Here is a 13,434-nt window from a genome sequence, read left to right as displayed (position 1 = left end):
GTCGTCGCTCTCGCGAGCGACCCGCTACTCGTCGCTCCCCGGAGCCAACCCCTCGACGACGCGCGACGGATTGTTCGAGAACGCGCGGGTCATCGCATCCTCCGAGACGTCGAGTGTGAGTAGTTCCATGACGCCCACGTCCGGATGTGTCTCGGGCGCGCCGCTGCCGAACAGCACGCGGTCGGGATGTTCCCGGAGTGCGCGTTCGAGGACCGCACGGTAGCGGACGAAACTCGTCTCTAAGTAGAGGTCGTCGTACTCGGCGAGCAGGTCGATGGCCGTCGCCATCAGGTCGCGGTCGAGCGGGAAGCCGCCGAAGCTCGTGAGGACGACGGGGAAGTCGTAGCCGAGGAGCGCGTCGGCGACAGCGGTCGGCGTGAAATCGACGCCCGCGTGGACGAGGATGGGCAGGCCGACGTCGTCGAGCCGGTCCAGCACCTCGTCGTCGGGCAACCCGTCGTGGACGGGGTCGACGACGAAGCCGTGAAACCGGCCGTCGTAGGCGTACTGTTCGACGTCGTCCGGCGAGACGTGGTATTCTTTGCGCGAGGCGGTGAGGTTGCGGAGCCGCGAGGTGGTCTTGCTTCCGGGGTCGCGAGCACCGTTGAGCCGCGCGAAGGCGACGAACGGGCGGTCGACGCTCAGCCGGGCGACGGCGTTGTTCGCGCGGAGATAGCCCTCCTCTCGTGGCCGCCGTCCCGGCGAGACGACCGCCCGGACGACCCCCGCCTGATGCATCTCGCGTTCGAGGCGTTCGGGCGTGATCTCCCGACCACGGGCCGCGACCGACCCCGCGTCGGGGTCGAGCTGTGCGTTCACGTCGACGACCCGGAAGCCGTGCTCCAACTCCAACATCGTCCACATCTCCGTATCGGCCGTTATGTTCCTGTCGATACCGACCTGGGTGCCGTGCGAGCACGCGACAGACCACCCCGACGCAGTCTTGCGGTTTTCTGGACCACAATAGAAACGCATATATAGAACCGCTAACCATTGGAACGTCGAGGTTTACTCATCATGGCAAGTCGCATGCAGCAACCCCTGTTCATTCTCTCGGAAGGTAGCCAGCGGACCCGCGGTCAGGCCGCCCAAGACTCCAACATCCGCGCGGGCAAAGCGGTCGCCAACGCGGTCCGAACCACACTGGGTCCCCGTGGGATGGACAAGATGCTCGTCGACTCCTCGGGCACCGTCGTCATCACGAACGACGGCGCGACCATCCTCGAGGAGATGGACATCGAGCACCCCGCCGCGCAGATGATCGTCGAAGTCGCCCAGACCCAGGAGGAAGAGGTCGGCGACGGCACGACGACCGCGGCCGTCCTCACCGGTGAACTCCTCGCGCAGGCCGAAGACCTGCTCGACGCCGACCTCCACCCGACGGTCATCGTCGAGGGCTACCACGAGGGCGCGCGGCTCGCACAGGAGGCCATCGACGCGATGGTCCTCGACATCGACCTCGACGACGAGATCCTCGTCCAGGTCGCCGAGTCCTCGATGACCGGCAAGGGCACCGGCGACGTCACCGCCGACGCCCTCGCGAAGCTCGTCGTCGACGCGGTCCGCCACGTCGCCGACGGTGAGAAGATTAACCGCGACCACATCCGTCTCCTGACCCGCACGGGTGCCTCCTCCTCGGCGACGGAACTCGTCGAAGGCGTCGTCATCGACAAGGAGCGCGCGAACGACAACATGCCCAAGTCCGTCGAGGACGCGACGGTCGCTGTTCTCGACATGAAGCTCGAAGTCCGCAAGGGCGAGTCGAAAGCGGAGTACAACATCACCTCCGTCGACCAGCTCAACGCGGCCATCGCGGCCGAGGACACCGAACTCCGCGGCTACGCGAAGACCCTTTCGGAAGCCGGCGTCGACGTCGTCTTCTGCTCGAAGAAGATCGACGACCGCGTCGCGGGCTATCTCGCCGACGCGGGCATCCTCGCGTTCAAGAACGTCAAGTCCTCGGACGCGAAGGCACTCGCCCGCGCGACCGGTGCGAAGCGGCTCGGCTCGCTCTCGGACATCGACAAATCCGACTTCGGCCACGTCGACAACGTCCACGTCGAGAAGTACGGTGACGACGAACTCACCTTCATCGAGGGCGGCGACGCGGCCAAGTCCGTGACGCTGTTCCTCCGCGGCGGCACCGAACACGTCGTCGACGAACTCGAACGCGCCATGGAGGACGCCGTCGACGTCGTCATCGCCGCGCTCAACAAGGGCGGCGTCGTCCCCGGTGCAGGCTGCACCGAAATCGCCATCTCGGACCACATCCGCTCGGAGGCCGCGGGCATCACGGGCCGCAAGCAGCTCGCCGTCGAAGCGTTCGCCGACGCCATCGACGCCCTGCCGCGCACGCTCGCCGAGAACACCGGCATGGACCCCATCGACGCCATCGTCGACCTCCGCGCCATGTTCGACAAGGAGGGCCGCGCCGGCATCATCGCCCACGGCCAGAAGGGTGAGGTCGCCGACCCCGTCGAATACGGCATCATCGACCCCGCCGCCGTGAAGCGCGAGGCAGTCGAGTCCGCGACCGAGGCTGCGACGATGATCGTCCGCATCGACGACGTCATCGCGGCCGAGTAAGCGACCGAACCGACAACAGTATCTTTTCGAGCAGTAACTCGTCGCCACCGGACAACGGTCCCAGCAGGCCGTCCCAGAGCCAGTAACGGACCGAACCGACGGTTCCTACGAGAGCGAAACTGCATCTGACCGCCTTTGGGTCCGACACGCGACAGCAGACGAGCCGTTCCCACGCGACGAAACAGTGACCTGCGAGAGCACGTCGCTGACGGCTGGACCGTATCCGCCCGACGCCGGTGTCCCGCGGCCAGTTCTGTGTCGGGAGTGAGCGTGCCCACCGCGAGGCTCTAGCGAGACATCGGTGGCGGGTCGTCTACAAGTGTCTACGGAGAGACGCGAACGGAACTGTTGGTGAACCGAATGCCATTTCAGTACAGCCGTTTTAATCAGAAACAAATGGGACACGCCAGCTCGTGGACACTACCGGTTCGTGCTGGTGTCTCGCTCGTCACGAGTCTCTTCATGCTGTTGGCTGGTCTGGGACTCGTCGCTGCAGTCGGCGTCGTGGTCGCAATGCTGTTGTCGACGTACGCTGCAGAGTTCCTTGCTCTCGGCCAGGTTACAGTCCCCGAAGAGTGGTGGTGGGTACTCTGGGCAGTTGCAGGCAGTATCGCGGTGGGACTGGCCTCATTGACAGTAGTAAGGTTCGTTCGGAGCGACCGCGAGCGGTTAGTGGCCAATACGCGCCCGCCCGGCGACGTGAGCGTTGAGCGACAGCTCGAACGGACTGTCGACCGTCTTGCCCTTCAGTTGGGGCTGAAACCACCAACGGTCCGTGTTCGAGAGATGAGCCAGCCACTCGCGTATACGACTGTTCAGCCACGAGAGGAGGTCACACATCGTCGGTCCGAAGCCGATTTCATCGTCGTCTCCAGCGGCTTGCTCGAGTTACTCACCGCTGACGAACTGCGTGCGGTACTGGCTCACGAGCTAGCACACATTGCGAACCACGACAGTCGGTTGTATACGATGATTCGCCTCCCACTCCTCTCTGCGGAAACACTCCTGCCAACGGACGGCCGTCCGTCGAACCTTATCGAGCTCGTGGCAGCACTCCTCGCATCTGTTGCAGCGATCAACGTCGGAATCTTCGCACGCAGCCGGGAACTCGCCGCGGACCGTGCTGCAGCGTTGCTGACGGGCAATCCGGCGGCGTTAGCGTCGGCTCTCGACAGGATATCCGACGAGTCGACGGCCACGCCAAGTGAAGACCTCCGTCAGTATGCACGCACGACGAGTTCAATCGCCACCGTCCCAGTCACTAAGAATTACTGGGGCGCGTCGCTGACGACACTCCACCCCTCGCTCGAGAGCCGCCTCGCACAGTTACAGGCTATCGAGGCCGAAGCAGCGACCGCGTGATGTGCTCGAGCATGCTCTGAACAGCCAACAGCGTGCTCGACCGTGTCTTCACTCACGCCGAGCCTGACATCCTTCCTGAAGCAACCCGACGACGTTACTCGTGGGTGCCTGACACCCGCGGCAGTTCCCACTCGTACCGCAGCGCGAGCACCCGCACCGAGAGGACGAAGCCCGCACAGACCAGTGCCGCCGTGTCGACGGCGACACTCAGTTGCGTCACGAGCCAGAACACCACCCCGCCGAGCAGCGCGGGCGTCGCGTAGAAGTCCTCTTGGAGGACGACCGGTACGCGGTTCAACAGCAGGTCCGCCAGACTGCCGCCGCCGACGGCGGTCAACGTCGCCAGGATGACCACGCCGTAGGGTGAGAGTCCGGCCTGCGTCCCGACGAGCGCGCCCGTCGCGGCGAAGGCCGCGAGACCGACGGCGTCGGGCAGGAGAATGGCGGGGTGGTCACGCAAGCGACCCGAGATTCGCCGAGACAACACGACGGCGAGTGCGACACCGACGAAGGCGACGCTCATGTCGCTAATGGACTGCAAGGAGGCGGGCGTCCGGCCGACCAGCGTGTCGCGCATCGTCCCGCCGCCGAGAGCGGTGAGGACACCCAAGACGGTCACGCCGAAGAGATCCAACTCCGCGTCGGCGGCTTTCAGCGACCCGACCATCGCGAAGGCCACGAGGCCGACGACGTTCATCAGGTCGAAAGCGTCCATCTCAGAACGAGAACCGAACCTCGTCGCCGAGTGTGAGCCCGAAGGCCTTGTCGCCGCGGCCGTGGTTCACGTCGCACTCGACGTAGCCGTGACTGCCGACGGTGAGCAGTCGGTCGCCGCGGGAGACGTCGGCGAACGCCTCGACGATGGGGGCCGTGAGCCCCTCGACGACGGCCTCGTCGGCGTCGCCGAGCACCTCACCGGGAACGTTGGTGATGGTGTTGCCGAAGTCGTCGATGACGAGGACTTCGCCGGTGACGGTCGTCGCACCGCCGTCGCGTTCGACCGTCGGCTCGGAGAACGCGAGGTCGACGTAGTCGTCTTCGTCCAGCCGCGTCAGGTCGTCGAGACGCGCCATCGCGTCGACGCCGACCTCGTGTACCTCGGCGGCGACGGGCGCGAAGACGTCCCGGCCGTGGAAGGTGGTCGATTCGGGGGCGTCGTAGGCGACGTCGAAGACCTCGATGTCGGCGTCCTGCTGCTCGGCCAACACCCGCGCGGGTGGGAGCAGGAGACCGTTGTCGGGACCGACGAGCGCGTGGTCGCCGACGCGAACCGCGAGGGCCGCGCGGTCGGTACCGACGCCGGGGTCGACGACCGCCAGATGGACCGCGGGCGGGAAGTACGGCAGCGTCTCGCGGAGCCAGAAGGCGGCCGTGCGGACGTCCTGTCGGGGGAAGTCGTGGCCGACGTCGACGAGCGTGGTGTCCTCGCCCAGTCGGTCGAGGACGACGCCTTTCATCGCGGCGGGGTAGGGGGTTCCGAAGTCTGAAGCGAGTGTCAACATTGGTGTAGGCTCATTCGGGTGTCTCCGGCACGGCCTCGTCGTTGGAATCGCTGTCACTGACCTGCTGGATGCGGTTGATGCCGTCGATCTCGTCGATGACGTCGACGGCGGGGTCGGGGACGAGATGTCGCCAGTTGCCGTCGTCGTCGATCATCCGCTGGCGGAGTTCCGTCCCCTCCAGCACCTCGCGACGGAACATGGGTGACTGACGCACCTCGACACCGGCCTCCGTGAACAGCCGGATGACGAGGGGGTTGTTGGAGTAGGCGACGTCGAACTTCGGCGACATACTCTGGACGTGGCTGACCCACACCGAGTTCCGGTCGAGGTCCTCGATGGGGACGACGTAGGTCGTAAGGTCGAACTCGGCGACCGACTTGGTGATCATCATGACGCGTTCGCCCGCGGTGAACGGATTGCGCGTCGAGTGAGAGTCGCCCGCGCTACCGATGCCGAGGACGAGTTCGTCGACCTCGGTGGCGATCTCCTTCACCATGTGGTGGTGGCCGTTGTGGTACGGCTGGAAGCGACCGATGTAGAACCCCCGCATACACCCTCGTTCCCGCCGATTATTTATAAACCCGGCGAGTCGGTGTTTCGGGGCTAAACGGGCGTCACTGGGCGTAAGCGGCCCGGAACGCTGATGCAGCGAACCTCCCCGCGGGGAGAAAGTATATCAATCGCGCACCCTACGAACTATACAGCGACACAGTTCTATGAGCAACGACATGGACAATGACGACAGGCACCCGGAGCAGGGGGCACGCGACACCGACGGATCCGAGGATTCGGAGCCGGAGGAGTCGTTCCCTGTGTCTGGTGACCAAGAGACGAACGGGCAGCGTGAGCGGGGCCACAACCCCGACCACGGTGCCGGGGCAGACGAGCCCTCGATAGAAGACCTCGGAAGCACAGTCGAGGTCACGGCAGACATCGCAGAGGACGTCGACGAAGATGACCTCCTCGGTGGACTGCTCGTAGACTCGACGGACGAGATCGAGGTCCCTGACCGTCTCGTCGACCAGGTCATCGGGCAGGAACACGCCCGGGACGTCGTCATGAAAGCGGCAAAGCAGCGCCGACACGTCATGATGATCGGCTCGCCCGGGACGGGCAAATCGATGCTCGCCAAGGCGATGGCCGAACTCCTCCCGAAGGAGGAGCTGCAGGACGTTCTCGTCTACCACAACCCCGACGACGGCAACCGGCCGAAAGTTCGGACCGTCCCCGCGGGCAAGGGCGAACAGATCGTCGAGGCCCACAAGGAGGAAGCCCGCAAGCGCAACCAGATGCGCTCGTTCCTCATGTGGATCATCATCGCCGTCGTGCTGGGCTACGCGCTCCTCATCGTCGGCAACATCTTGCTGGGCATCCTCGCGGCCGGTATCATCTATCTCGCCTTCCGCTACGGTTCTCGCGGCGGCGACGCGATGGTGCCGAACCTCCTCGTCAACAACGCGGACACGAAGACCGCGCCGTTCGAGGACTCCACGGGTGCGCACGCGGGTGCACTCCTCGGCGACGTCCGCCACGACCCGTTCCAGTCGGGTGGGATGGAGACGCCGAGCCACGACCGCGTCGAGCCCGGTGCCATCCACAAGGCGAACAAGGGCGTCCTGTTCATCGACGAGATCAACACGCTCGACATCCGCTCCCAGCAGCATCTCATGACCGCCATCCAGGAGGGCGAGTTCGGTATCACCGGCCAGTCCGAACGCTCCTCGGGTGCGATGGTCCAGACGGAGCCGGTCCCGACGGACTTCGTCATGATCGCCGCCGGGAACCTCGACGCGATGGAGAACATGCACCCCGCACTCCGCAGCCGTATCAAGGGCTACGGGTACGAGGTCTACATGGACGACACCATCGAGGACACCCCCGAGATGCGCCGCAAGTACGCCCGCTTCGTCGCGCAGGAAGTCGCCAAGGACGGCCGGCTTCCCGCCTTCGACCACGAGGCGATCGAGGAGGTCATCCTCGAAGCCCGCCGCCGTGCGGGCCGCAAGGGCCACCTCACGCTCGAGTTCCGTAACCTCGGTGGGCTGGTCCGCGTCGCCGGCGACATCGGCCGCGCGGAGGGCGCGGACAGAGTCACGCGGGAACACGTCCTGCAGGCCAAGCGCCGCTCGCGCTCCATCGAGCAGCAGATCGCCGACGACTACATCCAGCGCCGCAAGGACTACGAGCTGTCGGTCAACGACGGCTACGTCACCGGCCGCGTCAACGGTCTCGCCGTCATGGGCGAAGACTCCGGTATCGTGATGCCCGTCATGGCCGAAGTGGCTCCCTCGCAGGGGCCCGGTCAGGTCATCGCGACCGGGAAGCTTCAGGAGATCGCCGAGGAGTCCGTCCAGAACGTCTCGGCTATCATCAAGAAGTTCTCCGACGAGGACCTGTCGGAGAAGGACGTCCACATCCAGTTCGTGCAGGCCTACGAGGGCGTCGACGGCGACTCCGCCTCCGTCACGGTGGCGACCGCCGTCATCAGCGCGCTGGAGAACGTCGGCGTCGCACAGAACATCGCCATGACCGGCTCGCTGTCGGTCCGTGGCGACGTGCTCCCGGTCGGTGGGGTCACCCACAAGATCGAGGCGGCCGCGAAGGCCGGCATGGACACCGTCATCATTCCGGCGGCGAACATGCAGGACGTCATGATCGAAGACGAGTACAAGGAGATGGTCGAGATCATCCCGGTCTCGCACATCAGCGAAGTGCTCGATGTGGCGCTCGAAGGCGAGCCGGAGAAGGACTCGCTCATCGACCGCCTCAAGAGCATCACCGGGTCGACGCTCGACAAGAAGAAGAGCCAACAGAGCGTCAACAAGGGTCCGAGCAGTCCCAGTCCGCAGTAGATGACCGACTGGACGGCGTTCGCGGGATTCGCGGGCGTCGTCCTCGGTCTGCTTCTCCTCCTCGCACACGCCTCGAAGGCGGTTTTTTCCGACGCTGACGACGAGCGTCAGCGACGTGCCGTGGACCTCGACCGGCCGCTGAAGCGTCGAGACGAGGACCCATATCACACACAGCCGAGCGCCGACGGCGGTGTCGACGCACACAACCGACGCTGGGAGGCACTCGACCAGCCACAGGGACACCGACAGTCCGGCATCGACGAGATGTCGACGGCGTCACTCCTCGTCAACGTCGCCGTCTCCCAGGGGCTGTTCGGCGTGCTCCTCGTCGTCGGCGCGTGGTTCACCGAGGTGCCGCTGTCGGCACTCGGCTTAGGTTCCGGCGACGTCAGTCCGCTCATGCTCGCCGTCGGCACCGCGCTCGGCGTCGGTCTCTACGTCGTCAACGAACTCGGAGCCGCCGCGGGCGAGCGCGTCGGCATCGCCAGCTCCGAGGAGCTGCGACAGGCACTTGCCCCCGACTCCGCGGCGGGGTGGGCTGTCCTGCTACTCGTCGTCCTGCCAGTCATCGCGGGGTTCGAGGAGTTGCTCTTTCGGGCCGCGCTCGTCGGCGTCGTCAGCGCGGGCTTCGGCGTCTCGCCGTGGCTCCTCGCCGTCCTCTCGTCGGTCGCGTTCGCGCTCGGCCACGGCGCGCAGGGACCGGGTGGCATCGTCGTCACGGGGACGCTGGGCTTCGTCCTCGCGGCGGCGTTCGTGCTCACCGGGAGCTTTCTGGTGGTCTTCGTCGCCCACTACCTCGTCAACGCCCTGGAGTTCGTCGTCCACGAGGGGCTGGACGTCGAGTGGGTGTAGGTTTTAGTACAAGTCCGGCCGAGGATCGACTATGGTCCCCTCTCCGTTCGACGCCGACCGCGCGCTCGACGCGACCGACCTCGTCGCGGGCGTCGGCCTCGCACTCTGTCTCGCCTTCGGCAGTGCCGCACTCGCCGACGCCGCGCTCGATACCACCTTCTGGCCTGACGGTGCGGAGTACGGCGTCGGGCTAATCGGCTTCGTCACGTTCTACGTCGAGTTCCTGCGTCGCCTCGGCCGTCGCGAGCGAGCCGTCTCGGTCGGGCTGTTGGTCTTCTCGACGGCCGCGATGGTCGTCGCGGCCTACACGAACCCCGAAGGTGTACTCACGACCTTGGCACTCTTCGCGTTCCTCGCCGCCGTCGCCTACGGCGGCGGCCACGCGGTCAAGACACTCGGGACGTCGAAGGACGTTCGGGCAGGTGGGTCGTAGCGGGCGGCCTCGCGCGTCGGACGCTGCAGTCAAGTGCCGCGGGCACGGAAGGCGAGTATGTCAGTTTCCGAAATCACGAGCCGTCAGCAGAACCTCCTGCGGGCGTTCTTACTCGTCTACGTCGTGCTCGTCCTCTACACCATCGCCACCGGCGACCCGCTGGTCTCGCTGCTCGTCGACGTCATCTTCAGCGTCGCCATCGCCGTCGTCGGCGTACTCATCGTCGCGACCAGCAACGGCGAGACGTTGGGTGTGACGACCGGCGTGGCGTTCCTCGGCTCCGGCGTCGCACAGGCAGTCGAACTCCTCACCGGACTCGCCATCGCGGCGACGACGTCGAACATCCTGCTCCTCGCGGGACTCGGGCTGTATCTCTACGCACGGGCGAAAAACAGGTAGTCTAATTCTAATCAGCGTTCGACCACGCGCAGCCGCTCGGCGACGTCGTCGGGGGTCGCACCCGACGCGCCGCTCACGCGGTGGTCCGGGATGAACAGCGGCACCGGGTTGGCCCGGAGTGCCTGTCGGACCGTCGCCACGTCTTCCTCGTCCTCGTCGTCCAAGCCCGCGAGCCGTGCGACCCGGTCGACCGAGACGGTCTCGCCGTAGGGGAGCTTGCGGACCGCGTCGAGCACGCGACGCTGGTCGGTCGGGACTGTCAGCGCGACGGGCACGTCGTCGAAGTGGTCGTTCTCGCCCGCGAGGTAGTCGGCGAGCCGGTCGAGCAGCGGATGGTCGCGCTCGGCGTCTGCAGGGGGCGTGTCGGGAAAGGAGACGTTGATGACCTGCCCGCTGGCGACACCGAGTTGGACCGCACGGCCCAGCGCGTCGAATTCGCGAGCGTAGATTCCGGCGTCTTGCATATGCCATCCGAGGGCCGTCCGACCCTTCAAGCTTGAGTCAGGGACACAAGCCTTTTGTACAGATACGTCCGTTATTGTACAACGATGAACGCTAACGAGGAAGAGGTTGCGCCAGCGGTGCGCGCTATTCTCGACGCCGCCGCCGAGCGCGAGGGCGGGTCGGAACGGCTCGCCGTCGACGCACGGTCGCTCACCGACGCCTTCGACGCTGTGGAAGCCGACGGCCGCGTCCCGATCATCTCGGAGGTCAAGCCGACCAGTCCGACGACCGAGGGGACGCGCGACGACGACCCCGTCGAACTGGCCGAAGAGATGGTCGCCGGTGGGGCCGCCGCCCTGTCGGTGCTGACCGAACCCGAGCACTTCGGCGGGTCGACGGAGAACCTCGAACGGATTCGAGAAGCGGTCGACGTCCCCGTCCTGCGGAAGGACTTCGTCGTGCGCGAGGACCAACTCGACGTCGTCGAGTCCGACGTGATTCTGCTCATCGCGCGGTTCGTCGACGACCTCGCTGGCCTCGTCGAGGCCGCGGAGTCCCGCGGTTTTCAGGCACTCGTCGAGGTCCATAGCGTCGCAGAGCTGGAAGCGGCACTCGCGGCAGGTGCTTCCATCATCGGTATCAATAACCGTGACCTCGCCAAGTTGGAGGTAGACCTCGCGACGTTCGAGACGGTCGCACAGGAGGCCCCCGACGACGTGACACTCATCGCGGAGAGTGGCGTGTCGTCCGTCGACGACGTGCGTCGGATGCGGGCGGCCGGTGCCGACGCCCTCCTCGTCGGGACGGCGATTATGGATGGAGACGTGCGAGAGAACGTCCAGCGGTTCACGAACGCGACACAGGAGACACAGACATGAGTACGGATTCAGACGGCGTCGAGGCGAACAGAACAGACGGGAAGTTCGGTGACTACGGCGGCCAGTACGTGCCGGAGGCACTGATGCCCGCCATCGAAGAACTCGAGGACGCGTACGAGCGGTACGTCCTGAACAACGAGGACGGCTTCATGGACGAGTTCCGCCGCCGCATCCGCGACTTCGGCGGCCGACCAACGCCGCTCCAGCGGGCGGACCGGCTCTCGGAGCGATACGGGAGAGAGGTCTACCTCAAGCGCGAGGACCTGCTCCACGGCGGCGCGCACAAGCTGAACAACGCGCTCGGTCAGGTGCTTCTGGCGAAATATATGGGCAAAGAGCGGATCGTCGCCGAGACCGGCGCGGGCCAACACGGCACCGCGACGGCGATGGCGGCCGCCCATCTCGGGATGCCCTGTGAGATCTACATGGGCAAGCGCGACATCAACCGCCAGCGGCCCAACGTCTTCCGGATGCGCATCAACGGCGCGGAGGTCAACCCCGTGACCGTCGGCCGCGGCACGCTGAAGGAGGCCATCTCGGAGACGATGCGTGACTGGGCGACGACCGTCGAGACGACCCACTACGTCATCGGGTCGGTCGTCGGTCCCCATCCGTTCCCGAGCATGGTTCGGGACTTCCAAGCCGTAATTTCGGAGGAGGCCCGCCGACAGTCCAAAGAGCAGTTCGGCGGCCTGCCGGACTCCGTACTCGCCTGCGCGGGCGGCGGTTCGAACACGATGGGTGCCTTCGCCAACTTCGTCGAGGACGCGGACGTCGGGCTGTACGCCGTCGAGGCTGGCGGCAGCAGTCTCCAGGTCGACGAGGAGAAAGGCGTCGCCCCGAACTCCGCGTCGCTCTCGACGGGCGACGAAGGCGTCCTCCACGGCGCGCGGACGAAGCTCCTCCAGGACCGCGACGGCCAGATTATGGAGTCCCACAGCGTCTCCTCCGGACTCGATTACGCCGGTGTCGGTCCCGAACTCGCGTATCTCGTCGACGAGGGCCGCGTGACGCCCGTCAACGTCGACGACGACGCCGCACTGGAAGCCTTCCACCGCCTGTCGCAGGAGGAGGGCATCATCCCGGCACTGGAGACCGCCCACGCCTTCGCGTACCTCCACGAGGAGTACGAGCAGTTGGGTGAAACGGTCGTCGTCAACGTCTCCGGCCGCGGCGACAAAGATTTAGAGTCCGCTATCGAGGAGACCGCCAAACGCGACATCCCGAACGCACCGGACATGGATATGTTCATCGGGGGACTCTAATGAGCCGAATCCCCGAGGTCTTCGCCGACCCCGACGACCCGGCGTTCATCCCCTATTTGGCTGTCGGCGACCCGGACTACGAGTCGTCGCTCGAATACGTCGAGGCACTCGAACGCGGCGGTGCGGACCTCATCGAACTCGGTCTGCCCTTCTCGGAACCCATCGCCGAGGGACCGACCATCCAGTCGGCCGTCGTCCGCTCGCTGGAAGGCGGGATGACGCCGACGCGGTTCTTCGAGTTCGTCGAGGACCTCGACGTCGACGTCCCGCTCGTCTGCATGACGTACTACAATCTCATCTACCAGTATGGAGAAGAACAGGGACCGCGCCCCTTCGTCGAGAAAGCGTCCCAAGTCGGTCTCGACGGCTTCGTCGTCCCCGACCTCCCGGCCGAGGAAGCCGGGCCGCTGCGCGAGGCCTGCGACGAGTTCGACCTCGATCTCGTCTTCATCGTCGCGCCGACGACGCAGGGCGACCGGCTCACGCGCATCATGGACCAGGTCTCGGGCTACGTCTACGTGCAGGCCCGCCTCGGCGTCACCGGCGCGCAGGACGACGTCTCCGAGGAGACCGGCCAGAGCCTCGAACGGCTCGCCGACTGGGACGTCCCGAAGGCGGTCGGCTTCGGTATCAAGACCGGCGACCACGCCGCGAACATCGTCGCTGGCGGCGCGGACGGCATCATCGTCGGCAGCGCGCTCGTCGATATCGTCGCGCAGGGCCACGAAGACGGCGACAGCGCGGCCGAGGTGGCCGCCCGCCTGGAGGAGAAGGCCCGCGAACTGAAAGCCGGTGCCGTCCGCGGTGCCGAGCAACGTGTACCGCATCCGGAACGGCAATAAGGACAGCTTGACACAGATT

At 66.0% G+C, this 13,434-nt stretch carries 14 protein-coding genes; 9 read left to right on the top strand and 5 right to left on the bottom strand.

The window, feature by feature from the left end; translation table 11 throughout:
• Positions 1-24 precede the first annotated feature (24 nt).
• A complete protein-coding gene (locus BLR57_RS04020; protein ID WP_089695501.1) occupies positions 25-855 on the bottom strand; it encodes an amidohydrolase family protein in 831 nt (276 codons plus the stop codon).
• A 174-nt stretch (positions 856-1,029) separates the two neighbouring features.
• Between BLR57_RS04020 and thsA the strand changes: the two genes are divergently transcribed.
• Both thsA and BLR57_RS04010 read left to right on the top strand, forming a co-directional pair.
• Positions 1,030-2,586, top strand: a complete 1,557-nt coding sequence (gene thsA, locus BLR57_RS04015; RefSeq protein ID WP_089694375.1) for a thermosome subunit alpha — start codon at positions 1,030-1,032, stop codon at positions 2,584-2,586.
• 396 nt (positions 2,587-2,982) lie between these two features.
• Positions 2,983-3,948, top strand: coding sequence for a M48 family metallopeptidase (locus tag BLR57_RS04010; RefSeq protein WP_170830552.1), 966 nt, complete (start codon positions 2,983-2,985; stop codon positions 3,946-3,948).
• Between the two features lie 94 nt (positions 3,949-4,042).
• On the opposite strand, the gene BLR57_RS04005 is transcribed toward BLR57_RS04010, so the two are convergent.
• Genes BLR57_RS04005 through BLR57_RS03995 form a run of 3 tightly spaced genes read right to left on the bottom strand, consistent with a single transcriptional unit; the run spans position 4,043 to position 6,000 of the window.
• On the bottom strand, positions 4,043-4,663 hold the full coding sequence (locus BLR57_RS04005) for a trimeric intracellular cation channel family protein (RefSeq protein ID WP_089694370.1): 621 nt from the start codon (positions 4,661-4,663) through the stop codon (positions 4,043-4,045).
• Between the two features lies 1 nt (position 4,664).
• On the bottom strand, positions 4,665-5,450 hold the full coding sequence (locus BLR57_RS04000; RefSeq protein ID WP_089694368.1) for an SAM hydrolase/SAM-dependent halogenase family protein: 786 nt from the start codon (positions 5,448-5,450) through the stop codon (positions 4,665-4,667).
• A 10-nt stretch (positions 5,451-5,460) separates the two neighbouring features.
• Positions 5,461-6,000, bottom strand: a complete 540-nt coding sequence (locus BLR57_RS03995; RefSeq protein ID WP_089694366.1) for a nicotinamide-nucleotide adenylyltransferase — start codon at positions 5,998-6,000, stop codon at positions 5,461-5,463.
• Positions 6,001-6,166: 166 nt separating this feature from the next.
• Here BLR57_RS03995 and lonB point away from each other — a divergent pair, with 166 nt between their 5' ends.
• From lonB to BLR57_RS03975, 4 genes are read left to right on the top strand one after another with little or no spacing between them, the layout of a single operon-like run.
• Positions 6,167-8,302 (top strand): ATP-dependent protease LonB, encoded by a 2,136-nt coding sequence (gene lonB / locus BLR57_RS03990; RefSeq protein WP_089694364.1) that lies wholly within the window; start codon positions 6,167-6,169, stop codon positions 8,300-8,302.
• Positions 8,303-9,154, top strand: coding sequence for a CPBP family intramembrane glutamic endopeptidase (locus BLR57_RS03985; RefSeq protein WP_089694360.1), 852 nt, complete (start codon positions 8,303-8,305; stop codon positions 9,152-9,154).
• 31 nt (positions 9,155-9,185) lie between these two features.
• Positions 9,186-9,587, top strand: coding sequence for a hypothetical protein (locus tag BLR57_RS03980; protein WP_089694359.1), 402 nt, complete (start codon positions 9,186-9,188; stop codon positions 9,585-9,587).
• 57 nt (positions 9,588-9,644) lie between these two features.
• Positions 9,645-9,986 (top strand): hypothetical protein, encoded by a 342-nt coding sequence (locus BLR57_RS03975; protein WP_089694357.1) that lies wholly within the window; start codon positions 9,645-9,647, stop codon positions 9,984-9,986.
• Between the two features lie 11 nt (positions 9,987-9,997).
• Here the strand turns inward: BLR57_RS03975 and BLR57_RS03970 are convergent, their stop codons facing one another.
• A complete protein-coding gene (locus BLR57_RS03970) occupies positions 9,998-10,450 on the bottom strand; it encodes a methylated-DNA--[protein]-cysteine S-methyltransferase (RefSeq protein WP_089694355.1) in 453 nt (150 codons plus the stop codon).
• 84 nt (positions 10,451-10,534) lie between these two features.
• On the opposite strand from BLR57_RS03970, the gene trpC reads away from it, so the two are divergent.
• Genes trpC through trpA form a run of 3 tightly spaced genes read left to right on the top strand, consistent with a single transcriptional unit; the run spans position 10,535 to position 13,415 of the window.
• A complete protein-coding gene (gene trpC / locus BLR57_RS03965) occupies positions 10,535-11,308 on the top strand; it encodes an indole-3-glycerol phosphate synthase (protein ID WP_089694353.1) in 774 nt (257 codons plus the stop codon).
• Entirely contained in the window at positions 11,305-12,573 is a 1,269-nt protein-coding gene (gene trpB, locus BLR57_RS03960) for a tryptophan synthase subunit beta (protein ID WP_089694351.1), read from the top strand. The genes trpC and trpB overlap by 4 nt, the downstream gene beginning before the upstream one ends.
• Positions 12,573-13,415 (top strand): tryptophan synthase subunit alpha, encoded by an 843-nt coding sequence (trpA, locus tag BLR57_RS03955; protein ID WP_089694349.1) that lies wholly within the window; start codon positions 12,573-12,575, stop codon positions 13,413-13,415. The genes trpB and trpA overlap by 1 nt, the downstream gene beginning before the upstream one ends.
• The last annotated feature ends 19 nt before the right edge of the window (positions 13,416-13,434 follow it).

It is taken from the genome of Halogranum gelatinilyticum, from assembly GCF_900103715.1.
In the GTDB taxonomy this organism is placed as follows: domain Archaea; phylum Halobacteriota; class Halobacteria; order Halobacteriales; family Haloferacaceae; genus Halogranum; species Halogranum gelatinilyticum.
Note: the sequence above shows the minus strand (reverse complement) of the source record. Positions and strands in the feature narration are given on the sequence as shown.

Excerpts from the sequence above, each read along its gene's own strand:
- BLR57_RS04020 (WP_089695501.1), bottom strand. The coding sequence starts at position 855 with ATGTTGGAGTTGGAGCACGGCTTCCGGGTCGTCGACGTGAACGCACAG.
- thsA (WP_089694375.1), top strand. The coding sequence starts at position 1,030 with ATGCAGCAACCCCTGTTCATTCTCTCGGAAGGTAGCCAGCGGACCCGC.
- BLR57_RS04010 (WP_170830552.1), top strand. The coding sequence starts at position 2,983 with ATGGGACACGCCAGCTCGTGGACACTACCGGTTCGTGCTGGTGTCTCG.
- BLR57_RS04005 (WP_089694370.1), bottom strand. The coding sequence starts at position 4,663 with ATGGACGCTTTCGACCTGATGAACGTCGTCGGCCTCGTGGCCTTCGCG.
- BLR57_RS04000 (WP_089694368.1), bottom strand. The coding sequence starts at position 5,450 with ATGTTGACACTCGCTTCAGACTTCGGAACCCCCTACCCCGCCGCGATG.
- BLR57_RS03995 (WP_089694366.1), bottom strand. The coding sequence starts at position 6,000 with ATGCGGGGGTTCTACATCGGTCGCTTCCAGCCGTACCACAACGGCCAC.
- lonB (WP_089694364.1), top strand. The coding sequence starts at position 6,167 with ATGAGCAACGACATGGACAATGACGACAGGCACCCGGAGCAGGGGGCA.
- BLR57_RS03985 (WP_089694360.1), top strand. The coding sequence starts at position 8,303 with ATGACCGACTGGACGGCGTTCGCGGGATTCGCGGGCGTCGTCCTCGGT.
- BLR57_RS03980 (WP_089694359.1), top strand. The coding sequence starts at position 9,186 with ATGGTCCCCTCTCCGTTCGACGCCGACCGCGCGCTCGACGCGACCGAC.
- BLR57_RS03975 (WP_089694357.1), top strand. The coding sequence starts at position 9,645 with ATGTCAGTTTCCGAAATCACGAGCCGTCAGCAGAACCTCCTGCGGGCG.
- BLR57_RS03970 (WP_089694355.1), bottom strand. The coding sequence starts at position 10,450 with ATGCAAGACGCCGGAATCTACGCTCGCGAATTCGACGCGCTGGGCCGT.
- trpC (WP_089694353.1), top strand. The coding sequence starts at position 10,535 with ATGAACGCTAACGAGGAAGAGGTTGCGCCAGCGGTGCGCGCTATTCTC.
- trpB (WP_089694351.1), top strand. The coding sequence starts at position 11,305 with ATGAGTACGGATTCAGACGGCGTCGAGGCGAACAGAACAGACGGGAAG.
- trpA (WP_089694349.1), top strand. The coding sequence starts at position 12,573 with ATGAGCCGAATCCCCGAGGTCTTCGCCGACCCCGACGACCCGGCGTTC.